The sequence below is a fragment of the Echinicola marina genome (assembly GCF_020463795.1).
Lineage (GTDB): Bacteria > Bacteroidota > Bacteroidia > Cytophagales > Cyclobacteriaceae > Echinicola > Echinicola marina.
On record NZ_CP080025.1, the window covers coordinates 633,564 to 660,005 of the forward strand.

At 39.4% G+C, this 26,442-nt stretch carries 19 protein-coding genes and 1 pseudogene; all 20 read right to left on the reverse strand.

Annotated features, from left to right (window positions below; all coding sequences use genetic code 11):
- Nucleotides 1-9: 9 nt before the first annotated feature.
- Nucleotides 10-6,345: an MBG domain-containing protein gene (locus KZP23_RS02750; RefSeq protein WP_226334603.1), complete on the reverse strand. Its 6,336-nt coding sequence runs from the start codon at nucleotides 6,343-6,345 to the stop codon at nucleotides 10-12.
- 624 nt (nucleotides 6,346-6,969) lie between these two features.
- Nucleotides 6,970-7,875, reverse strand: coding sequence for a helix-turn-helix domain-containing protein (locus KZP23_RS02755; protein ID WP_226334604.1), 906 nt, complete (start codon nucleotides 7,873-7,875; stop codon nucleotides 6,970-6,972).
- Between the two features lie 340 nt (nucleotides 7,876-8,215).
- Nucleotides 8,216-9,340: a glycosyltransferase family 4 protein gene (locus KZP23_RS02760; protein WP_226334605.1), complete on the reverse strand. Its 1,125-nt coding sequence runs from the start codon at nucleotides 9,338-9,340 to the stop codon at nucleotides 8,216-8,218.
- 319 nt (nucleotides 9,341-9,659) lie between these two features.
- On the reverse strand, nucleotides 9,660-10,799 hold the full coding sequence (locus tag KZP23_RS02765) for a YjbH domain-containing protein (RefSeq protein ID WP_226334606.1): 1,140 nt from the start codon (nucleotides 10,797-10,799) through the stop codon (nucleotides 9,660-9,662).
- Nucleotides 10,792-11,625 (reverse strand): YjbH domain-containing protein, encoded by an 834-nt coding sequence (locus tag KZP23_RS02770; RefSeq protein ID WP_226334607.1) that lies wholly within the window; start codon nucleotides 11,623-11,625, stop codon nucleotides 10,792-10,794. The genes KZP23_RS02765 and KZP23_RS02770 overlap by 8 nt, the downstream gene beginning before the upstream one ends.
- A complete protein-coding gene (locus tag KZP23_RS02775; protein WP_226334608.1) occupies nucleotides 11,625-12,377 on the reverse strand; it encodes an outer membrane beta-barrel protein in 753 nt (250 codons plus the stop codon). Before KZP23_RS02775 ends, KZP23_RS02770 begins: the two co-directional genes overlap by 1 nt.
- A gap of 13 nt (nucleotides 12,378-12,390) precedes the next feature.
- On the reverse strand, nucleotides 12,391-13,476 hold the full coding sequence (locus tag KZP23_RS02780) for a hypothetical protein (protein ID WP_226334609.1): 1,086 nt from the start codon (nucleotides 13,474-13,476) through the stop codon (nucleotides 12,391-12,393).
- A 241-nt stretch (nucleotides 13,477-13,717) separates the two neighbouring features.
- On the reverse strand, nucleotides 13,718-14,473 hold the full coding sequence (locus KZP23_RS02785) for a glycosyltransferase family 2 protein (RefSeq protein WP_226334610.1): 756 nt from the start codon (nucleotides 14,471-14,473) through the stop codon (nucleotides 13,718-13,720).
- A gap of 349 nt (nucleotides 14,474-14,822) precedes the next feature.
- Nucleotides 14,823-15,575, reverse strand: a complete 753-nt coding sequence (locus tag KZP23_RS02790) for a YdcF family protein (protein ID WP_226334611.1) — start codon at nucleotides 15,573-15,575, stop codon at nucleotides 14,823-14,825.
- Nucleotides 15,576-15,755: 180 nt separating this feature from the next.
- Nucleotides 15,756-16,736: a glycosyltransferase family 2 protein gene (locus KZP23_RS02795; protein ID WP_226334612.1), complete on the reverse strand. Its 981-nt coding sequence runs from the start codon at nucleotides 16,734-16,736 to the stop codon at nucleotides 15,756-15,758.
- A gap of 21 nt (nucleotides 16,737-16,757) precedes the next feature.
- Nucleotides 16,758-16,880 (reverse strand): annotated as a pseudogene (locus KZP23_RS23020) (putative colanic acid biosynthesis acetyltransferase); the annotation flags it as partial.
- Nucleotides 16,881-17,130: 250 nt separating this feature from the next.
- Entirely contained in the window at nucleotides 17,131-18,090 is a 960-nt protein-coding gene (locus tag KZP23_RS02800; RefSeq protein WP_226334613.1) for an SGNH/GDSL hydrolase family protein, read from the reverse strand.
- Nucleotides 18,091-18,141: 51 nt separating this feature from the next.
- A complete protein-coding gene (locus KZP23_RS02805) occupies nucleotides 18,142-18,687 on the reverse strand; it encodes an LbetaH domain-containing protein (RefSeq protein WP_226334614.1) in 546 nt (181 codons plus the stop codon).
- Nucleotides 18,659-19,825: a polysaccharide pyruvyl transferase family protein gene (locus KZP23_RS02810; RefSeq protein WP_226334615.1), complete on the reverse strand. Its 1,167-nt coding sequence runs from the start codon at nucleotides 19,823-19,825 to the stop codon at nucleotides 18,659-18,661. The genes KZP23_RS02805 and KZP23_RS02810 overlap by 29 nt, the downstream gene beginning before the upstream one ends.
- 11 nt (nucleotides 19,826-19,836) lie before the next feature.
- Nucleotides 19,837-21,210: a Coenzyme F420 hydrogenase/dehydrogenase, beta subunit C-terminal domain gene (locus KZP23_RS02815; RefSeq protein ID WP_226334616.1), complete on the reverse strand. Its 1,374-nt coding sequence runs from the start codon at nucleotides 21,208-21,210 to the stop codon at nucleotides 19,837-19,839.
- Nucleotides 21,211-21,470: 260 nt separating this feature from the next.
- Entirely contained in the window at nucleotides 21,471-21,674 is a 204-nt protein-coding gene (locus KZP23_RS02820) for a glycosyltransferase (protein ID WP_226336469.1), read from the reverse strand.
- A 363-nt stretch (nucleotides 21,675-22,037) separates the two neighbouring features.
- Nucleotides 22,038-22,583, reverse strand: coding sequence for an acyltransferase (locus tag KZP23_RS02825; RefSeq protein WP_226334617.1), 546 nt, complete (start codon nucleotides 22,581-22,583; stop codon nucleotides 22,038-22,040).
- Complete coding sequence (locus KZP23_RS02830; protein WP_226334618.1) at nucleotides 22,555-23,691, reverse strand: glycosyltransferase family 4 protein; 1,137 nt, start codon at nucleotides 23,689-23,691, stop codon at nucleotides 22,555-22,557. Before KZP23_RS02830 ends, KZP23_RS02825 begins: the two co-directional genes overlap by 29 nt.
- A gap of 250 nt (nucleotides 23,692-23,941) precedes the next feature.
- Nucleotides 23,942-25,129 carry an O-antigen ligase family protein gene (locus tag KZP23_RS02835; protein WP_226334619.1) on the reverse strand — a complete coding sequence of 396 codons (1,188 nt, stop codon included), beginning with the start codon at nucleotides 25,127-25,129 and terminating at the stop codon, nucleotides 23,942-23,944.
- The gene (locus KZP23_RS02840; RefSeq protein WP_226334620.1) at nucleotides 25,122-26,417 is read right to left on the reverse strand and encodes an oligosaccharide flippase family protein; all 1,296 of its coding nucleotides are present in this window, start codon (nucleotides 26,415-26,417) and stop codon (nucleotides 25,122-25,124) included. The genes KZP23_RS02835 and KZP23_RS02840 overlap by 8 nt, the downstream gene beginning before the upstream one ends.
- Nucleotides 26,418-26,442 lie beyond the last annotated feature (25 nt).

A 26,442-nucleotide genomic window follows, 5' to 3' on the forward strand; every position in this document is an offset into this window, starting at 1 on the left:
ACTTCTAAATTATTTGACCAAGATTAAAAACCCTTTCATATTCTCATCTACCTCTTCGATGCGAACCACATAGAAGTAAGTTCCCGTAGCCAGTTCTTTACCTTTATAGGTTCCATCCCATTTCATTCTAGGATCATTCGAAGTAAAAACCCTATTTCCTACTCTATCAAAAACCTGGATATCCACCCCATTGTAATAGATCAATTCCGGGATACTCCAAAAATCATTTACCCCATCTCCATCTGGAGAAAATGCATTGTATACCTGAATACTCCCTATCTCTAGTCGATTTCTGATTATCTCAAATCTTTTTTTCAAGCTATTTCCTTCTACATCTACCGCTTGAACCTCAATTGTAAAAGTGTTTTGTCCTGGTTTAATTTCAGAAGAATCCCAGTACAGCATACCCTCCGTAATCGAAAACAGATCATTATCAGCTATCCCAGAAACCAATGACAACTGATGTGTATCGTCCTGGGCATCCAACACTTCAAATTGACCAATTGGGACTGTCATCGCTTCTCCTTTTACATCGAATGAATCATGATCCAAAACAATATCCTGTGGTGCTTCTTTCCCATTCATTTTGACCTGGCTGACTGGGTATAGACCAAAAGGATTAAAAAATCCGGATAAATCTCTAAACTGTCCTTGGATTTCTATTTCCCAGGGGCCATTAGGTTCCAGTTCATCCACCTTCCAATAAACCGGTAAATTGATAAGTTCACCGGCACCTGACATTACCAAAATTGATCCAGGCAGGTCATCCATCAATAGGGTTTCCCCCCACTCCAATTCTATGTATGGACTCTCCAATAATTCGACAATTGATCTGTTGTAAATATAATCTGGGATTCCATCTCCATTCTCATCCGTGTAATCTCCGCTGTCCTCTGAATCTGTACCCTCCTTATCTTCAATGAAATCAGGAACCCCGTCCCCATCAGCATCTTGATAATCCAATGGGTCATTTGGATCAGTGCCATCAATGATTTCCTGATAATCGGGTACGCCATCACCATCAGTATCCAGATTATCCAAAATCATATTTAATATTTCCTGAATGTCCGCTTCAGATTGAATATTTGGCTGTAAGGCCAAAAGCAATTCATTTAAAACAGATACGTTTGACTGATCTATTCCTATAATTTTCAAAAAGACATACTCCTTTAAAAGGGGAATTTCAGACACTCCATTGGAGAGGATATATTGTCTTATTTTTTGCAAAATACCCACCTCATTGAGAGGATCCGGTTTAATTTCCAAACCGTTACTAATGGACACCGAATGAAAATTAGGATTATCCGTATTAGTAGCTGTAATGGTTGTTTTTCCAGCTTTATAAATCCTTATTTCATTTCCAACAATCTCTGCTATCTCCGTATCTTCTATTTGATAGGTAAACTCTAAATTATAGTTATTGGTTGGAACAGGTATTTCGACCCCACTATCACCTACAAAAAAGGATAAATCTTCCCAAACCAATACAGGGACTTCCGGAACAACCTCTAAAACTCCATCATTGATAACCAATTTATAGTTGTCTAACTCATCCATCATCACTGAAATAGGATATTCTCCTACAGGCGAATTGACCTCCCCATCCGTTACAAGCTGTAAGTTGTCCAAGATAGATTCATCCGTTTCCAGTAACCCCTTAGACGTGAAGGAGAATTCAGGTAATGAAGCCCCATACCGTTTGGTGGCATTCATTATGGTGATCTCCAAGATAGCAGGCTCAATAGATAAAATACCTGAAACGTACTCAATGGCATAATTCAATGAATTCAATCCGGAAAAACTCACCTCATAGTCGCCCACATTTTCCCCTTCTTCCCTATCCCATTCCAAATCACCCTTCAAATCCTCCATTGAATCCTGATTTTTCCACCCTTTTACCTGCACAGTGAATGAAGGGTCAGGTTGCCCATATGTTTTTCTAAAGTCATTTCCTTGCACCAGCAGTTTTGCCGGAGTAATACTGAGTTTCCCGGTCAAATAATCCAACGTATAGTTCCCACTGGAAAGGCCGCCTGCGGTAACGGCATACTCTCCAACATCCTCGCCCGGAGCACGGTCATAGGATACGCTGCCCGAAAGCACACCTGCGTCTTCATCCAGGACGAAGCCCTCATAGGTGGCCGTAAAGGAGGGATCATCCGAACCGTAGACCTTTTCCGCATCGGACACCTGCACCCGCAACGGCGCGGGGGTGATATCCAACCGGCCTGGCAGGTACTCCAACGTATAGTTCCCACTGGAAAGGCCGCCTGCTGTAACGGCATACTCTCCAACATCCTCGCCCGGAGCACGGTCATAGGATACGCTGCCCGAAAGCACACCTGCGTCTTCATCCAGGACAAAACCCTCATAGGTGGCCGTAAAGGAGGGATCATCCGAACCGTAGACCTTTTCCGCATCGGACACCTTCACCCGCAACGGCGCGGGGGTGATATCCAACCGGCCTGGCAGGTACTCCAACGTATAGTTCCCGCTGGAAAGGCCGCTTGCGGTAACGGAATACTCTCCAACATCCTCGCCCGGAGCACGGTCATAGGATACGCTGCCCGAAAGCACACCTGCGTCTTCATCCAGGACAAAACCCTCATAGGTGGCCGTAAAGGAGGGATCATCCGAACCGTAGACCTTTTCCGCATCGGACACCTTCACCCGCAACGGCGCGGGGGTGATATCCAACCGGCCTGGCAGGTACTCCAACGTATAGTTCCCGCTGGAAAGGCCGCTTGCGGTAACGGAATACTCTCCAACATCCTCGCCCGGAGCACGGTCATAGGATACGCTGCCCGAAAGCACACCTGCGTCTTCATCCAGGACAAAACCCTCATAGGTGGCCGTAAAGGAGGGATCATCCGAACCGTAGACCTTTTCCGCATCGGACACCTTCACCCGCAACGGCGCGGGGGTGATATCCAACCGGCCTGGCAGGTACTCCAACGTATAGTTCCCGCTGGTAAGGCCGCTTGCGGTAACGGAATACTCTCCAACATCCTCGCCCGGAGCACGGCCATAGGATACGCTGCCCGAAAGCACACCTGCGTCTTCATCCAGGACGAAGCCCTCATAGGTGGCCGTAAAGGAGGGATCATCCGAACCGTAGACCTTTTCCGCATCGGACACCTTCACCCGCAACGGCGCGGGGGTGATATCCAACCGGCCTGGCAGGTACTCCAACGTATAGTTCCCGCTGGTAAGGCCGCCTGCGGTAACGGCATACTCTCCAACATCCTCGCCCGGAACCCGGCCATAGGACACGCTGCCCGAAAGCACACCTGCGTCTTCATCCAGGACGAAGCCCTCATAGGTGGCCGTAAAGGAGGGATCATCCGAACCGTAGACCTTTTCCGTATCGGACACCTTCACCCGCAACGGCGCGGGGGTGATATCCAACCGGCCTGGCAGGTACTCCAACGTATAGTTCCCGCTGGTAAGGCCGCTTGCGGTAACGGAATACTCTCCAACATCCTCGCCCGGAGCACGGTCATAGGATACGCTGCCCGAAAGCACACCTGCGTCTTCATCCAGGACAAAACCCTCATAGGTGGCCGTAAAGGAGGGATCATCCGAACCGTAGACCTTTTCCGCATCGGACACCTTCACCCGCAACGGCGCGGGGGTGATATCCAACCGGCCTGGCAGGTACTCCAACGTATAGTTCCCGCTGGAAAGGCCGCTTGCGGTAACGGAATACTCTCCAACATCCTCGCCCGGAGCACGGTCATAGGATACGCTGCCCGAAAGCACACCTGCGTCTTCATCCAGGACGAAGCCCTCATAGGTGGCCGTAAAGGAGGGATCATCCGAACCGTAGACCTTTTCCGCATCGGACACCTTCACCCGCAACGGCGCGGGGGTGATATCCAACCGGCCTGGCAGGTACTCCAACGTATAGTTCCCGCTGGAAAGGCCGCTTGCGGTAACGGCATACTCTCCAACATCCTCGCCCGGAACCCGGCCATAGGAAATGCTGCCCGAAAGCACACCTGCGTCTTCATCCAGGACGAAGCCCTCATAGGTGGCCGTAAAGGAGGGATCATCCGAACCGTAGACCTTTTCCGTATCGGACACCTTCACCCGCAACGGCGCGGGGGTGATATCCAACCGGCCTGGCAGGTACTCCAACGTATAGTTCCCGCTGGAAAGGCCGCTTGCGGTAACGGCATACTCTCCAACATCCTCGCCCGGAACCCGGCCATAGGAAATGCTGCCCGAAAGCACACCTGCGTCTTCATCCAGGACGAAGCCCTCATAAGTAACCGTGGGTTCTGGATCTTCTTGACCATAATTTTTTTCAATAGTCTGCACACTAATCTTTAAAGGCGCCTTTACGACCCGAATAAAGCCTACTCTTGTTTCTATTTCATAATTGGGATCGCTTCCACTTAAAATCGTAACCAGATAATTTCCTGGGGCTGCCGTTCGAGCTGAAGCACCAGTTACATAATAACTTGGAACTTGAGGCTGCAAGTCTCCATTTATTAATCCTTCGTATTGAATTAAATTCTCAGGCAGTACATCTCCATAACGTTTTTCAAAACCACTGCTTACAAATGCCACTACGGGTCTTTTTTTTACAGTAAGTTCTCTTTTTAACTCAATTGGTTTTACCCCCTCTTTTCCTTCTTGAAGCGCAGTAATCTCAACGGTACCAGCACTTTGGATTGTAGCCAAATTTCCCTCAATTGTTAAAACATCCGTATTGCTGGAAATATACGTGATGGCTAAATTCTCAGAACTGACTTGAGCTCCCAATTCGAATGGTTCATCTCCAAAAATCTTTTCAGTAATTTGCGGAAAATCGACCGTTTGCTCTACTAAATCAATCGTTTCGAATTTCCACACTCCCCCCTCATTTGCCAGTCCTGAAAAATCATTTCCCGATAAATCGCTTACAAAACCTTCAGAGATTTCAATAAATAGGTCACTTTGGTAGGGAAGAATATTTTTTGGTTGAATAACCATGGATTTCCCGTCAGTACTTAATGACACATAGTCTCTGTCTTCAGGTATATTTAAATCCAAAACCTGGGACTTGCTTTCATTCCCTTGGACATGAATGGTGAATTCTCCTGTTTCTCCTAAAACCACCCGTTCATTGAAAGTGATTTTAAGCTGTGTATCAATAGCAACATTTACTGCATTAGGCTCAGGAAAGAACTTGGCTGGCTCAGGTTTCTCAAAATCTTTTACATCTATATTAAACTCTTGCCGATAAGTATCACCATTTTCCTGGCTGAATTCCAACACCACTCTATTATCAGCACCAACATTTTCTTGACCCGGAATACCTTTCAATGATGGTCCTTGATGATATTTATATAATGCTTTTCCTCCCAAACTTTGATACACTAAACTACCGGATATGGAAAAAGACATACCAAATACATTTTGGCCAGAACCAAATGATATGGATTGCCCTCCTAAAAACCCTGGATCATATCTTTCAACCCCCCCATTTTCAAAAGAAAGAAATGGAATATCTTTAGGATCAATACCTATTGAAGTTGGGCGATTAACAAATTCTGACAAAATTGTTTTAAAACCCTCATTGATTGTATATTTAATTAATCTGCTGTTTTCTGAATCTACGATATACAAACCTCCCTTGGAATCGAATTCAATCCCGTTAGGTGAAAAACCCAGGTTTTTAAGAAACTCATCTGGTACTTGACCAGGATTTAATTCCCATATAGAAGATCTGGCAAAATCAGCAAGGTATAACTTATCCTCTTTGTTTGTAATTGAAACTATTTCTCCAGGAAATTCCCATAGTATTTTTTCCCCTATTGATTCATCTTCTAATGATATTTCGACAAGTTTATTGGCAGGACTACCTTTGGGAATGTAAAGGTAGTCATCAATTACGGCCACATCATTTACAAACCCTTCATCCAGATTTTCCCTGAATACTGAAATCTCGCCCTCTTTGCTGACTTTGTAAATAGTGGTTCCATCGATTGTAATAACAAGCCAATTCCCAGTCTTACACTCCACAGCAGCTCCTATTGAAACCCCAATCGGGAATTCAACCCATTTTTCCGCTTTATTAGGCAATTCCTCAGACAACTGCAGCCAATCCGGTTTAGTAACTACAGTTAAACTATAAGTTTGGGGAAATTCTATCCGATAGAGATACGGATTGTTTAGTTTCCCTTCGCTTACTGGCGGGGAGAAAAAAAAATGTTCATCAGACACTTCTAACTTTTTAGTATTGGTCAGTTGCCTCTTCCAAACATTCTTTCCTTCTGAATTGTCGGTTTCCATTCCTTTTGAATAAATGGAAAATATCATCAACAAAAACAATGTAAAATGAAACTTTAAAAACATAATTATTCTCAATCTTTTTTTAAAAAACATTATCCAAAATTGTTATTCAGAAACAGAATATCCAAAAAACACATGTTTCAAAAGCATAAATAGAAACATGTTTAACATTATAATGTAAATGAAACACACCATTAAAAGAATTCTGCACAATCCATACATTTACCAAAAAATTATAACCTTCTAAATTAAAATTGCTCAAAGCTTTATCTCAGGGTTGTAATTTTTTCCAAATTTGGGAGAACTAAGTATTAATTTGTTAATACGCAATAAGTCATAAAACAGGAAGAAATTAATGAAATGGTGAGCATACAATATCTGGGGGCCTCTACTATTCCAATGTTTCTGTGATTTGTATGCGGGCAAGTAGACTTATTTTCATCAGAACCTACGATTCAATAGCTCATGATTAGCAAAACTGAGATCCACAGCAAAACAAAAAATAGAAAGAGACCATGGATTCCAGCTATTGTAACCGGAAGGTTGAAAATCAACTTCAAATATTAGATTGGTGATAATTCTTTTATCAGCACCGAAACATGATCGTTGAAGTTGACCGCTACGTTGATCTTGTGGCAGAATTATTAAGTTACTTTAAGGCATTTAATTTTAAAATGCAATTCAGGATTAAACATGATCATTCTGCTCATGGAACTGAGTAGGACTTGTACCTGTAAATTTCTTAAAAGCTTTGAAAAAAGTAATTCTTGAATTAAAACCACATAAATTTGCTAACTGCTCAATTGTTTGATTTTCTAAAACACCTTCCTCGATCTTTTTCTTAGCAAACTCTATTCGTTGTTTGTTGATAAATTCAACGAACCCTTCACCATAAGTATGATTAATGGTATAACTCAACAATCTTTCTGAAACGCTAAGTTTCTTCGCAAAACGCTGCAATGACAATCCATTGTCAAGATAGATTTCCGCTTTCATTTCCGTTTGCAAAGCGACCAGCACCTTATCAACTTTTTCTTCCTCCCATTCATAGTTAGTCTGTGTACCCTTAAATTTTAAATGGGAACTCTTGGAAGTATTTTGGGAAGAGCTAAAGGGAATACCAAAAACTGTCTCCATATAAAAATTAACATATACGCACAAGGTCAATACGCCCAACAGGCAAATTCCAGCTCCGGCAAAAAGAATGTAATCTTTTTCAAAAGCCAAATTTAGCATTTGACCATAGGTAAATATAGTATATCCGACCAAGACGCAGCCTGTAAGCAAAAAGGACACAAACAACCAATTTTTCTTAAGGGGCAGTCCACTTTTTTTGTTGTAGTATTTAATTAACCTAAAAGCCAGCACATAATAGACGAAATAAATAATAAGTCTAAAAACATAATGAAGAGAAATCGGAATTATCCCGCCCCCAATAAAAAACAATAACTTGTTATGTTCAAAAATGGCCTGTGCTATTTTCTGCTTTTCCTCATACCCCATCCCATAAAAGGGTAAAAGATCCAATAAATGAATAATTGCCGGGAAAAAATGAAGATAATCCCACTTTTTCACTCCTCTGGCTTTCCTCACAGAGTTTCGGATATAAAAATAAAACAGCGGTCCTGAAAGGTACATGAGCGGGCTCATTGCCCGCATTAGATGGGGGTACTTGAGAATTATCCCCGTTCGGTACCACAAAAAATAAATGATAAGAAATAAGCCAAATATAAAAAGGGATATCCCCAACAAAGGGTTGTTGGCATATCTTTCACTTTTTTTAAAAATAAGCCAAAGTGAATTATAAATAAGAATAGATAAAATAATAATACTGTATAAATCCTGAAAATTCATTCAATTTTAAAGTATACCAAATTCAGATTAAAATATTTACCTGTAACTGCTCAGATGACTAAAATGCAATGCTATACTCTTATGTAGACAGGGCTTTTTGCTCATCTTGATTTTCGACAGGATTTTGGTCATAGAATTTCCTTTTGATCCTTCTAAGGGTTACCCTATCCAAATAGGTACCCAAACCGATCACAGTAAAAACCAAAAGGGGGATGAGAAAATTGTCAGACAGACGATAGCCGATAGTTGCCAACCCAATTAAAAGAATCTTAACTGTGCACAAAATGAGTGTAACTTTATCGTGACCATATCCCATTCTGAGCAAAAAATGATGGATGTGCGACTTATCCGCGGTAAATGGGGACTTGCCTCTCCTGATCCTCCTGACAAACACCCTCATGGTATCACAACATGGAATAATCATGAGCGTCAATCCCGCTGCTATGGGCGCGTTAAATCTGAAGGGATTGTGGTCGTTCATTTCATAACCATTGAGATCAATAAACAAAACGGTAAACACAGATAAAAGGAAGCCTACAGACAATGACCCGGTATCCCCCATGAAAATTTTTGCCGGATGCCAATTGAACCATAAAAAGGCAGAGGTAGCCCCTACCATGGAAAGACAAAGCAATGTATAAGCCTCATGTCCTGATAAATAAAACCAAACTCCCAATAGAAAGAAAGATATCAAACTGAGCGATCCGGCCAATCCGTCCAAACCATCGATCAGATTAAAAGCATTTGTCAGGCCCACAATCACAAATACTGTAATAAAATAACTCCAACCTAACGGCAGGTCATGGATGCCAAAAAAACCATATAAGCCTTGAAACCTAATATCGGTGGCCCAAATCAAGGTCACAATGATAACAAGCTGCCCTATTAATTTTTTTAGGGCACTGATATTCTTCCAATCATCGAAAAAGCCCAACAAACCCATCATCAAGGTGCCGATGACAATTAAGAAGATATGTTCCCAATCGGAGAGAAAAAAACAGAAGCCAAGCACGGTCATAAAGCCCAGCAAAATGCCAATCCCTCCCATGGAAGGTGTAACGTTTTGGTGAACTTTCCTCCCTCCGGGGGCATCCACCAAATTTTTATTGATGATCATTTTTATCAAAGGAGGAAATGACAAAAGTCCTATTATATATGGAATGACCAATGTCAAAAAAAACAGGATGAAATTATAATCCTTCATAAAAATAGTTGATTTAGTATGATAGTACCTTTGGATATTGTAAAGTTAGTTACCTAAAAACATATTTCCTCTTAATAAAAATTAAGTGTCATAAACAGTATATAAAACGTACTAAAAGCAGTATTCAGCAAAAACAGGTACTACGGAAACCCAGCAAAAAAAGACCCTGGATCCATCTGGTGACATTGCTGTACACACAAGAAGCACCCAGGGTCTTCCTCGACATCTCTGCCATTTACTTAGGGATCCCGTTTGCTGATCAATCCTAAAAGAGTGCCGCTGAGAAAAGCATTGACAAACGATCCTTCACACCAACCTCCTAATGGCTTTGGTTTTCCATAAATCTACCTCGATATTGCCTGACCACATCTGCCAAACGCTCATGTCCTTTTCTGAAGTTTAGTGCTACCGGATCAACATTATTATAGGAATATTGCCATCTAAATGATTCTGAACTGCGCACTGCCCATTTTTTTCCACTTAAGATTTTACCCGGGAACAGGGAACAGGCCAACTGAAATCCAAAAGTTTGCCCTCTATTGGAATGGGCTCCAAACAGCCCGATATCGACCATCCCAAACTGTCGAATTACATCCAACCTTGCCCCTTTGGATTCAAATAGAAATTGTCCAGCGGTTATTTTTAGACTGACATTCTCAATGGGAGTAAAATATTCAATATCACCGAGCAACAATAAATCGTCCAATGAAGTGGAATAAAAAGAATGTGCGTACAAATTATAATATCCGGTAAATGCACCCTGAAAACCAAAGGATAATGCCTGGTTTAAGGGGGCCCACCGATATTCTAGGTCCAAACCATATCGTTCACCATAAAAAGTCCCCAAGGTGATGTCGACAAAGTGCTCGCTTTCCTTTGACCAAAAATAGTTCAATTGGCTAGGTGCCATTCTGATTTCTTGCTCTTGGGTATCCAATGAATTTTGAACCGGAAACCATATCCCTGACTGTACGCTCAAACCACGCAAGAGAAATACCCTTGTATCCAATATCAGGCCCAGTTTAGTCTCCAGAGGCCTATCATACCTGCCAAACCTAGCTTCTACTGTGGGGTGGAGCCTAAACTGAAACTGATAGGCTGTAGCCAAATCACTTTGGCTAAACTTTATTTTCGAAACCAAGTTGGTCCCTTTGCTTTTACTATAGGTCAAATGGTCATAAACCCCCATCACCCTGTTTCTATGCAAAAGAACCCACTGGATATTTCCTTTTACCGGATGGATCCTCTCCAAAATACGTTTGGCATATTCAATGCTATGTGCAGGATTTCGAAAATAACGGTGTTCAAAGGCTATTAAGGTAGTATCTTTTGATTGCAATATATCAACGACTTCAAAGCCCTTATTTCTTAGCGGTTTTATTTCCTCCTGTCCACTTACTGTACCCGTCACGACCAGTAGGAACAGACCAAGTAGCCCAATTTTCATCCAATTAATCATAGGCCCTCAATTCTTTTGGCTTACCATCCAATTTAAATGCTGCCGCAGCTCCAAATGCCAAGTGATTCCCTTCAAATGAATAAACTTGAAAATGCCAGGTATTCCCAATATTTACATAGCCTCCAAAATTCCAGGTATTGGTATTGTACTCTACCATTGCACCTCCCCAATTTTTATAGGCAACTCTTCCCCCGTAAAAAAAACCGGTCAGGTATTGGGCATTGTAGAAATCCCGTTTCCTTGCCAATTCCAACTGATTTAAAAAACCCTCTTTTTGACGATTTTTTTTAATATAGAAAGGAGAACCATAGCCTAAAATCACCTGGTAGGAAAGATCATGTTTACTACGTAGATTCTTGGTCATCACGAGGTAATCCTGCGCCATAAATGGTGCCACAGAACCGGGTGGGGTAACTCCCAATACAATTTGGGGCCGCCACTTGCTTTCTTGGAGCAACTTAAACCTAAAGTCGACCTGACGGTCTCCTATACCGATATCTTCTTTGATCCGGGGTCTGTAAGTCAAACTAAAATTGACTTCTAAAAAATCAGTAAGTCCAGCACGAACACTATAAAAATTCAATGTATTGTCACCCCTTGCTGTATTGGCACCGGGATTAATGGATTTTGAATACTCTTTGGGTATATATGAAAAAGAAAGGCCTAAAGGCCTTTCTATAATCCATTCCGCCGAGGGAATTGTCATTAACCCTGGCTTACCCAGAAAATTCATCTGGGCATAAACCGGAACTGTGGTAATTGTTTGACAGGAAACTACCATCAGAAAAGCCAGCAGAATTGATAGTGGATTTATCTTACCAATCATTATTGTTCATCAGAAGTCCCTTCCGAACCTTTATCTGATTTAATAGCACCATTTGAAGTACCAAATTTATACCTAAGGGTCAAACCTATTTCCATGCCACGAAGACTTATATCCTGTTTTATGCCAGCTCCACCCACTTCAGGTGTATAGGACTGGCTGTAAGCCCCCGTATTATAACGTCCTTCAAGTCCAATACCCAATTTGGCATCCAACAGATATTCTACACCCAATTTGAAGTGTATCCCATAATTATTACCGCTATATTTTTCCGGAAGAACGGTACCGTCTCCTTCAGAAACATAGCGATTGACTTTGTTTTGAATAAAATACCGGTTGACCCCTACGCCCGCAAAAGCATTTAGTTTGTCCATAACCAGATCATTATAATAATAATTCAGCCCTAAGGACAATGGAATAACCGTTTGTTCTATTTCTTCCCTAATTACCAATCCACTGACAAGATTATCTTCCCCTATAAATTTACCGTTCCATAACCCAATTCGTCCATCCACCGCAAAATGGTCCGACAAGCCTATCTCTGCTCCCAAGGTGGGCATTACCTTACCTATAGTAAAATCCCCCTCACCGGGATAATTTCTTAACAAGGCTCTTTCGTCTGCTCCAGCGTAGCTTCTTTGCCACAAGGACATGCCTGCCTGGATACTATTGAACTTTACTTGGGCCTCTGCCACTGTCATCACGAGTAGCATAAGTGCAAAGGCCGATAAAAATTTTAATTTTATATTTTTCATGGGTGGTTTGCTTTTAATTTCCTGATCCTTGGTTGTGACAATTGTTAACAGCTCCTTCGTATATGCCCGAAGCTGATTCCGCGCGGTCAGTGAATGCGTTGTTTACCTCTGCTTCCCTGCTTTCCTTGATGTCAAGTGCTGTTGCCTTTTCCACATCCCTTCTACTGGCCAATAGATTTAAAGCCTGATTATTCCACCTTTCCAATTCAAAACGTGCATACAGCGCATAATACAAGGCCAAAAACCGGGTTTCTTCAGCCAGTGATGACAAGCCCAGCAAGTCCAGTTGGACAGCAGCTTGAATCAAACTAGTCGTCACCGATCTTATCTGCGCAAGGTTCTCCTGGTATTTATCCACCTGGGCAGTCAGCCTACTATTATACCTTGTATCCGCCTCCGCTAGCCTCCGTTGATAATTAGCCTCAATGGTTTCCAGATTATCCTCTCGCTGTGCGGTAAGGGAGCTCATCAACTCATTATACGCGGATTCTGCTGCTTCTGCACATGGACCTACTACCGCCATTGTACGCATGGATGCTTCCAAATCCATGTCCACCTGCTTAAGCCCTTGCAAAATCCGGTCGTCTGGATTGGACTCAGTATCAACCGAAAAATCAATAACCGGTAAAAGAGCTTTAATTTCATCAGATAATTGGTCCAATTGACCGGATACTTCCTCGAGGTCCTCATCCAACTCAGTCTCCACGTCCAAAATCTTGTCCACTGTTGCTTCATCTATAGCAGCAGCTTTTTCTTTTACCGATGCTGGGGCAGTAGAAGATACCGTATTGATCGTGGTCAGTGCCTCTTGGGTTTCGGGCTGGATATCTTCCTCTTTCTCAGCATTCAAAATATTAGTAAGAATCTCCTCCGTTTGGTCGGAATTGTTAACTTGGCCGGTTTCAGGCTCTTCTATTTCCGGATCGGGGTCTTCTACCGGATCCAAATCCTCCACTTCATCAAAGTCGTCATTGACAAATTCATAGGGTTCCATGAACTCCAAATCCTTGGTACCACAATTGGCCAACATAAAAATAGCCATTACCATTCCTAGGTACCTGATGACAGGAAACGGAAAAGTCGGTGTAATTTTTTTCATAATGATAAAGATTAATTATTGAAGTGATTCTTTTTAATAAGAATAAAATCGGTTATTTGGGCTTGTACAAAATATTGCTGTAATCAACCAAAGCATTTTTCACTATTCGTCTATTAAGTCTACTCAAGCAGCTTAGTCACATAACAAAATACGGTATAATTATCCGGTAATTATAACCGTTTATTTACAATAAACGCCTTTTTATTTCAATAAAGGCCTAGGGCTGGTAAATCAAAACCCATCACCATATTGAGGGCAAAAATTCCCATACTTTCTTAAAATACCTGGAGTATAAATTAATGTAATTGGTACTTAAGCCATTCATTCTACATGCCCTCATATCCTCTCGGTTTATTCGAATATTGTTCCTCAGGTATTGGGTGCTCAATCCTCCTGTCCTCATTTTCATCAAATCAATAGGGATATATTTAAAAGACAGTTGATGCCTATACAGAAACCGAAGCAACAACTCAAAATCAGCCGCAATACGGAAGTCTTTCATATAATACCCGTATTTCTCGAAATTTTCCCTGAAAGTAAAGAAAGTCGGGTGTGCCGGCATGATGCCTCTTTTAAAGGAGCTTACCTGAAAGTCCTTGGAAGAATAGTACCGTACGGTCTTTTCCAGATTTTCTGGACTTACAAACCGGATATCCGCAAAAACGGCCTGCACATCAGTGGAGGAAAAGCCCTCTACAATCTTGCTGACGGCATCCGTACGGTGATAAAAATCATCCGCATTGATAATTCCTACCACATCACCGGTCGCCATCTTGATTCCCTTGTTCATCGCATCATAGAGGCCTTCATCCGGTTCGGAAATCCAGTGATCAATCTTATCCTCGTGGGACTTGATAATGTCCAAACTATTGTCTTGGGAGCCACCGTCCACGATGATATATTCAATATCAGGATAATCCTGCGCGGCCACACTTTCAATGGTGTTCCCTAGCGTACTCCCTGCATTGTAACAGGCGGTAATGATAGATACTTTCATAATCCTTCGGGTTATTAAATGGTAAAAAACTGTGGATGTGTATTTAAATAATAGGTGCTTAAGTCTTCTTCTGCTGCAAGATCATCTCTATCATCGCCATGTCCTCATATAAGCTTAATGATCTCCATGAAGTAAAAAAGTGAAGATTTTTCCTGCTGCCTGTTTAACTACTATAACAGGTCAGAGACAGGGCTATCCGGAAAACTGTTTAATCGGCCTTGATCAGCAAAGCCCCCCTCAACTGGTGATGGCTTAAATTCTATCGAAAACTTGATTTATCAAGGCTCTAAGCCAATTAGGAAACAGCTATTAAAACATTGAGATGCAATTTTTCCTCAAGAAGAAAGAATTAGAGATATCCCCTGACTTGGTATATAGCCAGCCCCGCCCATTCCTTTAATAAGGCATGCCAACCCATAACCACCTCCGCATCAGGAAGCCATTTCATTACCATTGGGCGGCTTCCCTTAAAATACAGGGGGTCTGTCGCAATGGGAGTCACTTGAAAGCCCTGCTTTTCGAAACAACGTATTGCCCTGGGCAGGTGAAAGCCCGAGCTGAGCAATACAATATCTTTGGACCAACCCTGCACTTCAAAAAGTGCTCTGCTGAAGAGTGCATTTTCATAAGTAGTCGTGGAGGTGGTTTCAGTAAAGAGGCAATTGCCCTCCCATCCCCGTCTGGTCAGGTAGTCTCGGATGAGGCCCGCTTCCCCAGGGCCATCCGCCGCACCACCACTGATGAGCAATACCGGCCCCTCCTCCGGATCATATCCCTCCAGTGCCTGCCATAATCTGTCTGAAGATCTTTGGAACACCAAATTTCCGTCTGGATCAATGGCCGTCATTCCTCCCAACAGCACAATGGGCTTTCCCTGGGTGGCCGGCATGCCCCATTCCGATGTATCCAACTTGGCTGACCAATGGCTTTCGACCTGTATGAAAAGCCAAGGGTTGCTAAAAACGCATAAGATCAGTCCTGCCAAGACTATTGGCCATGTGGACTTTTTCCGGACCCTCAGTCCTACTGTTAAAATAGCTATTGACCACAGCAATGGGCTCAGCATGGCCGTAAATATTTTTGTCCACCAAAACCAGGTCATTATCTACATATCAAAAGAAGATGGCCAGTCTTTTGTTCAATCCTTAATCCTTTTACACCTCCTCATCTTGACCAAAAATTGCTGCTAGACACCCATTATTCAGCGCTCATATATTTTGAAAAGGTTATTTTTCAAAATGGCGCCGGAGGGTATGTTTAAGCGTATTTCAATCAACGCTGGCTAATACTTCATGGCCTTTCCTTTGATCAATTTCTTGGAGGTGCCGGAGTCCTGCTCCAACTTTTCTTCTACTTTGGCTGGACGGAGGTCTATGCCGTATGCCTGATAGATATAATCCATGATCTTCTCCTTGTCCCTTCCGCAGGCTTTTTTGATCTCATAGATCTTGGCGTCCACCAGGGTACGGTACCACCAGCCCTGCAGGAAATGCCACAGAAAACCTTCTTTTCCCTCGGTAAACCCTCCTTTCAGGAGATAGCGATAGATAAAATAGGCAAAGGATCTCCAAAACAGCGGCTGCTTGACGTACTGCAATTTCCGCTTCCGCTTGGCCACTGCTTGCTCTCCGAGCTGTCCGGGTACCTTGGACTGCTCGAGCAAATGGAATTCAACATCCAAAAGCTCGACGGCCTCCCGGATGGCATAGCCATTATGTTTGCTGGTCCACCAGCCTATACTGTGTAGATTATGATCTACAAAATCATGCTGGGCGGTGATCGTTTTTCCTTCGAGTAGCTGTATATGTTCATCCATCCAGCGCTGCTCACAGACGGCTTTTCCATAGCGGAACAGGCGCAAAAGGTTGACCGGATAGGTGCCTTTTTTGACCCATTTTCCAAGGAAAATATGACGTCTTTTAAAAATGATGCCATTTACTGAAGCATCTATCCCGGGCAATAGGGAGCCGATTTCTTGCCGTAGTTCCGGAAGAAGGTACTCATCCGCATCCAACCGAAGTACCCATTGGGTTTGAATAGGAAGATTATCCAGTGCCCAGTTGAATTGGGCGGCCTGGTTTCCCGGCCAAACATGTTGTACCACCTGTGCTCCGGATTGCTCCGCAATGGCCACGGTACCGTCCGTGGAATGGCTGTCCACAACAATCACTTTGGCTGAAACCGCCCATACATTAGCAATACAACGCTCGATATGCGCAGCTTCATTATAGGTCAGGATGATGGTGGTAATACTAGGCTTCATTAATGGCGCAGATAATTCCCTTTACTCTTTTAACTCCCTTATCTTTAAAAACTTGGCAGGATTGCCCCCCACTACCGTCCAAGGTGCTACATCCTTAAATACCGCAGCCCTGGCTCCGACGACTGCACCTTCACCGACAGTTACTGACATCTCCTAAAATTGGATAACGGTTAAATTAGGCTTATTCAAACACACCGTCAGCTGATTATGGATAAAGTCCTATCCTAATCTTGTCATATCGAGGAGTTACCCCGCCTAGGAAAAAGCTTTTAAAACAATTATAAAAGTTCAGATTCATTTTTACTAAGTAAGGATAATATATTAAGCATACCCATCACTTAAAATTCCTAAGCCTTCCCTCGTCTTTGATGGGGAAAATACTAATAGTTAAAGCTTAATTCTCATCCTCTTGATCAATAAGTGTCAATCCAACTTTATGATATTGATTCTTTATTAAATAACTAAATACTATTTCGGCCATTTTCTTTTGACCATCAGCATTAATATGTATGTCATCTCTAAAATCCTCTAGGGTCAGTCCATTTTCCAAATCCTTAATTAGAGGTAGTTTATTTTTCGAAGCAAAATCAATAATTAATTGACCTTGTTCATTATACTCTCCATTTATTAATTCACTCTTTTCAGCATGTAGATATATAATTAATGATATCTCTTTATCCTTACAATAGCTATTAAACTGTTTAAATCCAATATTAAAATAGCTTTCTTCATTCTTTTTATTGATACCTAGACTTTCAGTTCTTTCATCCTTTTCCTTTGGGCTAAAATAATTTTCTATTTCAGGGATAAGATATCTATCTAATAGTTCAACAACAGCCAAAGAATACTGTTGACTCGGAAAACTTGGATGTTTGTCGACAATGGGCTTATGATTCATATTATCAAATGCATCATGAGAACTTACGAATAGGATAAACACATCAGCCCCGAAATCACCAAACTTTTCCAAATACGCATAACAATTATCCGGCCCCCAACTACCTGCGCTAACATTTAAAAATTGAACAGGTTGCTTAAAATAAGCTGTCAATTTTTCAGAAAGAATATTTGACCCCAACTCATCCTCATCAGTCAAAACACCTCCATTCAATACCGAATCCCCAAACCCTATAAACTTTACACTTGAGGAATCTGGTTCTGCACCTCTCTGGGAAAATGAATTGTAAACTATATGTTTTCTAAATCGATTCCTATCTTGATTTGGCTTAGCAATATATTCAAATTCTGGATCAGGCTGCATCAACACTGTGTCACAAAAACCTAAACCATATCTTAACAGTAATTCTACCCCAACTAGAATAACAATAAATCCAATAATTAATCTTGACTTCATTTAAATTTCAAAAAGATATTATATTACCTCAATTGTTCAAAAAAAACAAACTTAATCCCTTAACTCTCTTTTCTTGATAAATTGCGCAGGATTACCCCCAGCTACCGTCCAAGGTGCTACATCCTTAAATACCGCAGCCCTGGCCCCAACGACAGCACCTTCACCGACAGTTACTCCAGGCCCTATAAATGCATCCGCAGCTACCCAGGCCCTGTCATGAACTTGAATTGGTTTAGTTATCAACGGATTTGCGGATTTGGATATGTCATGGGAGGCACTACAAAGATGTGCTCTTTGGGAAATGGTAATCTTTGACCCTAGGGATATTTTCCCGGGATTATAAATGAACGCATCAAAACCAATGGCCACCAAATCTCCCATTTTCAAATTCCATGGAGCCCAAAACTTGACCCTGGCATTGATTTTACATCCTTTGCCTATTTGCGCTCCAAACAAACGCAACAAAAAAATTCTATATGAATTGAAAACAGGAAGACTAAAAGGTCTAAAAAGGAGCATCCAGACCATATTCCACAATAATCTCCCTACTTTATTTCTTGTACTTAATCTATTTTGATACTTCTGATAATCCGACATCTGCTAAGGATTGGCTTAGGTAATTCTCTGACGACTCGATTTTCTCTTTTAATTTTTCATTTACCACATTGAAATTTATGCCTGTCTCCACCTCTTCCGGTACATCATCATTGACAAACAAAACCCTGTTACTTAACCCTAAGTAAGCGAGCAAATTCAATTGCCTACTATTATTGGTCTTTTCTTTTTTCAAAATAGAATAAAAAGGAATATTGAAATTAAGGGAAAAGCATACTCCATGAAATGAGGTGGTCAACACAAAAGATGCATTGAGGAATAATCCCAAAAACTCTTTGGGGCCTGCATCTATTATATTAATAATGGATGGGTCATTATCTTCTTTTGAAGCATTTTTACATAATCTAACTATCTTCATGCCACGTTTCGTGGCGATATTTTTGGCTAGCTCCTTAATATAATCCGAATCAGTGAGGGCATATATCAATAAATAGCTGCCCTCTATATTTGGGTTTGCGGCCAACTTTGCCCATTCCGTTTTATTTAGTAGGAAAGTAGGATCAAGTACCCAGTTGACATCCCTACTGGCTATCTTTTTGATCAATTCCACACCAGACTCTTCCCTTACGGCCAGTTTATCAAATTCATTTAAATAGTCCTTGTATACCCCGTGATATTCAGACGGTATACTGTCCACTCCAAAACTGGAGGCATAAGCGATTTTTTTTGCCTTTTTAGGAGCGAAAGTCAAAAAGTAAGGCTCAATATTGGATCCGGAATTCGGATTCCATACTTGATCACTTCCTGTCACAAAGACATCGTAGTCCCATGTTTTATTTCTATACAAATCATCCATGCTCTGATATTCCATGGACATACGGGTGTTTTCATGATGAAAAGCCGAAAATTTACGATCCCTTGATTTTTTTGAATTCCAATAAGGTATGGCCTTTAAATTTGCCACTACCGGAAAAAGTTTTTCTTTGAACTTTTGTACTGCGGAGAGCCTAACAAAGGGTTTAGACCTTGCTGTTCTGATATGTCGGGGATTTTTATAATATAGATAATTGATTATTTCGGCATGATGTCCCCATGAAATCATCTTTTTTTGCAAAGCAAAGGCCTGCAATTCTGCCCCATAATTATTAACATTCAAAATGGTTATTATGCCTACTTTCATATCTTATCTTATTACTTAAACCTCTTTAATACTTTCACTTTTGCATGTGTAATTACTGACCTAAAAAATGTGCTGGCTATCTCAATCTTTCTCAGATTCCTTAATTTTCTTTCCACTGTATCCGCATAGACTGAAAAATCATCTTTCTCCAAAGCCTTTACAAATGATTTTTTAGTAATCGAAGATATCTCCATTCTTTTAGAGTACACCATTTGCCTAATAAGAGGAACCTTAAATTCGCCTGGGCTAACCCGTTTTTCGGGAGCCCATTCTCCTGCATTTTGTTTCTTTGCTAACCTATATGATAACCCCTCACCTCTTTGACGAAAACCTCCAGATTGTGATTGGTAAGCTTCCTTTTCAGAAATAGCGATAAGTTTCAGCCGCTCCTCATTTATGGCTTTGGTTATAATTCTCCTTAATTCTTGATTTCTGATAATTATCAAATTCGTTCCGTTATCATCTGATTCAAAACGAGGCAACCAAGCATCGCCAATGGTCATATCCGCAGTCTCTCCCACTACATCATCACAGAAGTTACAAGCATTTAGCATCATCGCCCCTTGGTTAAACTTGCCTCCTACCACTTGGGCAGCATCCTTCTGAACATAACTATTCTTCTTAAAGGCCCTAAACACATATTTCCTGGCTGCTATACCCTCTTCTTTAGTCCTGTATTGAAAGGTATTCAACTCCTGAGGGTTTACACCCGCTCCCCAAGCTAGGGATTTCGTCCAGTTTACGCTCTTAAAGTGTCCGCAAACCAATGATATTGTAAAAGCTATTCTTTCTTTAATTACACCATCAGTAGTTTGAATTCTACGAATGGCTTTTACTAAACAGGGAACTCCAATAAATAAATAGCGGCCGGGGTACTTTCTAACTTCATTTAATATATTAGAAATTTCTACTACATGATATTTTGTCTTCGCTCCTTCAAGATTTTCTTGAACCGTCCTGCTAATGGCATAAGCATAGTAAGGGTCAGATTGATTTGATCGGTTAAATTTCTTAACATGGATAATGCCATCAATTAAATTATTCTTAAGTAATTCGGCACCTATCCATGTTCCCATTCCTCCTGAAGTACCATTGCTCCGATAATTACCTTCATTTACATACCCGGCAAATAAAGCGTTGTAAAATCCTAATCCTTTTAGATACCCATCCCTTCCATCAAGAAATTGATTTGCTAAAACATCCTCATTTAATTCAGGCTTCAGAAACGGACAAATTTTATCCAAATTCTTATCATTAAAGGAATCATCCGCCAAATCAGGAAAATATTCTCCATACTTATTTAACCGCATACTACCACCTGACTTGTAAGCACAAGCACCACATCCAACACAATAATCTCCTTCTATAACATTTTTTATATCCATATTGATTTTTTAGGGGTTCTAAAAGTTCACCTATTCTTATAGCGTCAGTAAACTATACTTTTACACTTGTACAAAATTAGGTTTGGGACCTCCAGAAAGTATCCAAGAATACAATTCTACCATTTGATAAGCGACAGATTCAATACTAAATTTTTTTCTATAAGTTCTCGTCCATTGAGACCCATTTGTTTTAAAGTGTCTTGGTCATAATCCAATACCTCCTTAAGACAATCAGACAGTGCGCCTTTTCCTATGTTAATTCACCAGCCTGCTCCATATATTGACAAGTCCTCCCAAGGAGTACCTTTGGTCGTAATGACTGGCACCCCACAGGCCAGTGCTTCAGCCAACAAGATCCCAAAATTTTCAGAATAGGTAGGCAATACAAACAGGTCTGCCCGATGGTAGGTCTTGATCTTATCCTCACCAAATTGAGATCCAATGGTTTTAATTTCCTTACTGATGCATTTTTACGCTATCAATTCATCAAGACCTTTGACATAGTGATCCAGAATTCCCTTTAGTCAACATTATTTGCACCTCTATAAACGAAAACAGCACTTAGTCTATATCCCTATTTCTATTTATGGGGTGAATATTTCATAAATAAAAAAGTGTTCTTGGTTCACAATTATGATTTAGGCATTTCAATCGCTATTCAGATACATTAATCGCAATAGGTATTATATAAATAGGATAAGAAAGATATTTATTGTCTGAAACAAAATTAGAATATAAATTCCCTTAAAACATATTAACTTGCAGCACATTTCTATAAGGAATTATTATAAGTATGGGCATTAAACTAATCTAAAATATATTTCTAATCACCTACACAAATCCTTAAATCCATATTTTAATGATTTAGATTCCTGTAGCATTTTTTTATGTATTACAAGATCTTCATCAATTTTAAATCTGTCTTTAATCTTTTTTGCTGGCACTCCTCCATATACAGAAAATGGCTCAACATCTTTAGTTACAACAGATCCCATTGCAATTATTGAACCATCACCTATAGACACTCCTGTTAGAATTTTGACATGGGCTCCAATCCAAACATCCTTTCCAATTTTAGTTTCTTTTCTTTCACTTCTCCCTGAGAAAATTATAGGACAACCAGGTGTAGTATATTTATGATCACCTCCGATAATGCTAACATTATTGGCTAATATAGTATAATCTCCAAGATGCACATTTGGATAAATAATTGAGTTTACTCCGATATATGAATACTTACCAGCCACCAAGTCCTTAGAGACTTTTACATTTTTTCCCATATAGAATGTTTTGTCTACATTATTCAAGCCCTTCATTTTACGTAATGTGTACATCCTAATATTTCTATATGTTTTTCTCACTAACTGCTTCATTTAGAAGAATAGATTTTATCTTTTTAACTTGATAATTTGGATTATAATAGCTATCGATTACTCGAAAACAATTATCCATAACTATACTTTTATTATGATTATTTTTTGTCCAACTTAAAATTTTACTAGCTAAATCTACTATATTGTTTTTTTCAAAAAAATCACCTGTCTCCCCCTTAATTATTGCCTCAAATTCAGGCATTTGGGTTTTAAAATCACTATGTGTTAATACAGGAGTACCATAGACTAAAGAATGCATAGCGGTTAACCCTACATTCCCCGGGGATACACAAATATCTGCCTCATAGATTAATTGAGAAATTTCATGTTCGTCATATGTCTCTCCATAAAACCAAACCCTATCTTCTAATTTCAACATTTTGGTAATGCTCTTTAAGTTTTCCTGTTCCTGACCAGTTCCTACAAAAACAATATTGTAATAACGCCCATATTGATATTGTGCGTGAAGTACCGCTCTTAACAATTGATCTAATTTCTTAACTTTTGTCAATCTACCTATGAAAATCAAGACTTTATGACTGTTTCCAAAATGATTTTTATATAGATCCACAGATTTCAGGTTATATCTGATTCTAAGCTGACTATCATAATCTAAAGAGTTATATATTACATGAAGTTTAGATTCGTCAAAACCTTGTTTTACCATTAATGATTTTGCATAACCACCATACAGAAATACCCCATTACTAATGTTAAAAAACCACTTTTTAATAATTCTTTTCGCTAAACCTTCATTTCCGTACCACCCATGTGTCCAAAAATATATTTTTTTATCAGTGAGACGACAGTACAAAGCTAAAATCCACGTGCTCAAGCAATAATATTCCCCTAATACAATAAATTTATCATACTTATTAAAAATTTTGTAGATTCCTTTCTGAAAATAAAAAGGCCTAATAAGCCTGATATTCTTTAACTCTGCCTTAAAGTTCTTCAACTCGTTATAATCAATTCTTTTGATATCATTTGAATAATTTCCAAAGTAAAAATCACAATTTAGAATTTCCTCCATTCTCTTGAACACTCCTAATCTATAATGCTGAGCAAAATTGTAAAGTAAACAAATTCCTGACTCCTTCTGTTTCATAAATATTACTGTAATATTTTCACATTAGTGAGCATTTTAAACCAAACTAATCTCCCAATAAGAAAACCAAATAACGGCCGTGCAAAACTGTATTGAAAAAACTACCATCATAAAATACAGAACTCAAAAGAACCGGAAAACAGCCAAGAACTATTAATATTTCCTCTTTAATAACACTTGCCCCATGAGCTCTTCTGAAATCACTTCATATAATGAGGATATCCGAGATATTATTATTAAAATTTCAATACTAAATCGGTTGTAAATAATTTAAAAAAAACCATGACTTTTGATAAAAAGACAACTTAACCCCTAATAAAGCCCAAAGTAAAAAGTTTTTTGATCCTGGCCCTATGGGTGCTTGCTCTTCAAAAATGCTATTGAACAAATAAGACAGCAAAAGTATCACAATAACTATATCCAAGGGATCATACCTGTTTCCATTCTTTAAGATAAAAACTAAAGGCCAAAGAACTAAAATAAAAACTGGAAATGCCCCGAACGTACCATAGTCTAGCAATACAGAAAGTGGAAAGCTTTCACTAAAAATATAACCGTTTCCAAAAAAAGGTGCTTCAGAAAATAGTTGAGGAAACGCTAAAATAAAATTTAATCTTCCAGAAGAAGCATCATTAAGATCATTTGCATCTCTGCCTGCTAGCAAAATACTGTTTACTAATAAATCAAGTAATTGATTATTAATTAACAGAGTAACAAAAATGCCTAAAAGTAACACTGAAATAGCTTTACGAAGATCGGGCTTACTTCTTTGGTAGAAAATTACAGCAATCAAAATAATAAATGCTAAAAGAGTTGCTCTTGATTTAAGTAACAAGAGTACTACTACCATAAAACCATAGAATCCAACACCAATAATTTTTTGAATCACATGTCTTTTACCTGAAAAGAAAAGAGATATAACAATACACGAAAAAATTATCTGGGAAACAGAATTTTTTTCTTCATATGCATATACTCTAGAAGTTAAATCATAAGTTATAAACGAATTCAAAAATACTGTAGCAGATAGAACAACAGCTCCAATCATGCATACCTTAGCCAAAGTCTCTTGAAAATCTCTAATATTAAATAGAAAACTACAGTTGTAAGCAATAATAAATACAAAAAATGATTTAACTAAATTTTTTAAATGAGGTGAGTCCAAATAATTACCCCCAGTAATTGAATAAAGCAGTAAAGAGTAAAGTGTTAAAAAAATAAATACTCTAATAGGGAATAGAAAAACTTCATTATATTGAAAACACCTTTTATGAATGAGTAATAACACCGGAATAATCCATGCTAATTGGAGGACACTACTAAATCCTGATTCAAGTATTTGAGGAATTTGGGACAACAAAGTACAAGATATTGGTATAATAAGCCAATTCTTGGCTTTTGAATTAACAGTATAATCTTGCAGTATTGTATTATGCATGTTGCCTATCAATTTTTAAATGATAAACTATTGCTAAAATGAATAAAAACAAAGCTTGAATTATCAAATTAGCAGTAACCACTGCTATTCCACCATTAAGCCACTGAAAATATAGAAAACAGCCACTCACAACCAACACTCCCGCATCTCTCAAAAACCTTATAATAAACATGCTCCAACTCTCACCTCTACTCAAATATGCTTGACTATAAACATTAGATAAACTCATAAAGATAACTGACAATAACGAGACACTAAGTACTTCCTCTAACCCAACACCATAAGTTTTCCCATAAAATTGAACAACTATTGATTTTAAATAATAAACAATTAAGAATGGTAAAAGAGTGAATATAAAATTTAAACATAATGTATATTTTAGAATTGAATTGTGAGACTTTTCATCATTTAACACAGCAGAAAAATGTGACAAAACAACATTCCTTAATATACCCGGAATAAATAGAATTATTGCTGACCATTGCATAGCAGCTGAGTAAATTCCCACTTCCCCATAGTCCGCCATTGTAATAAGTAAATAGATTAATAACCATGATGTCAATGAATATAAAGCCTCCTGAAGAGCCACCGGCAATGAAAAATTCAATAATTCTTTTAATAAGGTTTTACTTTTTAACGCTTTTACTTTTGGCAATAGTTTTAAAACCTCCTTATAATTTAAAAACCAATTTAAAACCTGTGTCAATAACAATGCAATTAATGCTCCTATCAAGCCCCAGAAATATGTAAATACCGCACTGCTCACAAAAGCAAATCCCCCAACCACCCCATTAATTCGAGCCATTTGTTTAAATGCTTTAAAACCAGAGAGAATGCCTACTTGTGTAGTTGTTAAAGAATTGAACACAATCCAAATGGCTACAATTTTTAGAGGTATGTTAAGATGTTCTGCTTTTAAGAGGTGAACGGACACATAATTAGAAAAAAAAAACAATAAAACAGCCATTGTTCCACTAACCAATAATGAGGTTTTCATGGAATAATCAGATACTGTTTTTAAAACTCTGGGGTCCTTGTTTCTGTACTCAGCAACATACTTGGTAGCCGTATACCCTAAACCAAAAGTCGAGAATATGGCAATATTCATTAAGGTTGATTTAATCGTTCCATATTCACCGTAAACATCCTTACCTAAAAATCTTGCAACTAAAACAGCTCCCAATAAGCTCATTCCTTTGGATAAAACATTACCCAAAAGTGCCCAAAAAGAATCTTTTAAAAAATCACTTTCTAAAGCCTTTTCTTTAATTGTTGATATACTAATCATTACCTGCTTTGAAAAATCAAATATA

What these genes read in the sequence shown, in the direction of transcription:
- KZP23_RS02785 (WP_226334610.1), bottom strand. Translation starts at nt 14,473, where the DNA reads ATGAAAGTATCTATCATTACCGCCTGTTACAATGCAGGGAGTACGCTA.
- KZP23_RS02765 (WP_226334606.1), bottom strand. Translation starts at nt 10,799, where the DNA reads ATGATTAATTGGATGAAAATTGGGCTACTTGGTCTGTTCCTACTGGTC.
- KZP23_RS02815 (WP_226334616.1), bottom strand. Translation starts at nt 21,210, where the DNA reads ATGGATATAAAAAATGTTATAGAAGGAGATTATTGTGTTGGATGTGGT.
- KZP23_RS02760 (WP_226334605.1), bottom strand. Translation starts at nt 9,340, where the DNA reads ATGAAGGATTATAATTTCATCCTGTTTTTTTTGACATTGGTCATTCCA.
- KZP23_RS02835 (WP_226334619.1), bottom strand. Translation starts at nt 25,129, where the DNA reads ATGCATAATACAATACTGCAAGATTATACTGTTAATTCAAAAGCCAAG.
- KZP23_RS02840 (WP_226334620.1), bottom strand. Translation starts at nt 26,417, where the DNA reads ATGATTAGTATATCAACAATTAAAGAAAAGGCTTTAGAAAGTGATTTT.
- KZP23_RS02800 (WP_226334613.1), bottom strand. Translation starts at nt 18,090, where the DNA reads ATGAAGTCAAGATTAATTATTGGATTTATTGTTATTCTAGTTGGGGTA.
- KZP23_RS02770 (WP_226334607.1), bottom strand. Translation starts at nt 11,625, where the DNA reads ATGATTGGTAAGATAAATCCACTATCAATTCTGCTGGCTTTTCTGATG.
- KZP23_RS02825 (WP_226334617.1), bottom strand. Translation starts at nt 22,583, where the DNA reads ATGAAGCAGTTAGTGAGAAAAACATATAGAAATATTAGGATGTACACA.
- KZP23_RS02750 (WP_226334603.1), bottom strand. Translation starts at nt 6,345, where the DNA reads ATGTTTTTAAAGTTTCATTTTACATTGTTTTTGTTGATGATATTTTCC.
- KZP23_RS02810 (WP_226334615.1), bottom strand. Translation starts at nt 19,825, where the DNA reads ATGAAAGTAGGCATAATAACCATTTTGAATGTTAATAATTATGGGGCA.
- KZP23_RS02830 (WP_226334618.1), bottom strand. Translation starts at nt 23,691, where the DNA reads ATGAAACAGAAGGAGTCAGGAATTTGTTTACTTTACAATTTTGCTCAG.
- KZP23_RS02805 (WP_226334614.1), bottom strand. Translation starts at nt 18,687, where the DNA reads ATGTCGGATTATCAGAAGTATCAAAATAGATTAAGTACAAGAAATAAA.
- KZP23_RS02775 (WP_226334608.1), bottom strand. Translation starts at nt 12,377, where the DNA reads ATGAAAAATATAAAATTAAAATTTTTATCGGCCTTTGCACTTATGCTA.
- KZP23_RS02795 (WP_226334612.1), bottom strand. Translation starts at nt 16,736, where the DNA reads ATGAAGCCTAGTATTACCACCATCATCCTGACCTATAATGAAGCTGCG.
- KZP23_RS02790 (WP_226334611.1), bottom strand. Translation starts at nt 15,575, where the DNA reads ATGACCTGGTTTTGGTGGACAAAAATATTTACGGCCATGCTGAGCCCA.
- KZP23_RS02780 (WP_226334609.1), bottom strand. Translation starts at nt 13,476, where the DNA reads ATGAAAAAAATTACACCGACTTTTCCGTTTCCTGTCATCAGGTACCTA.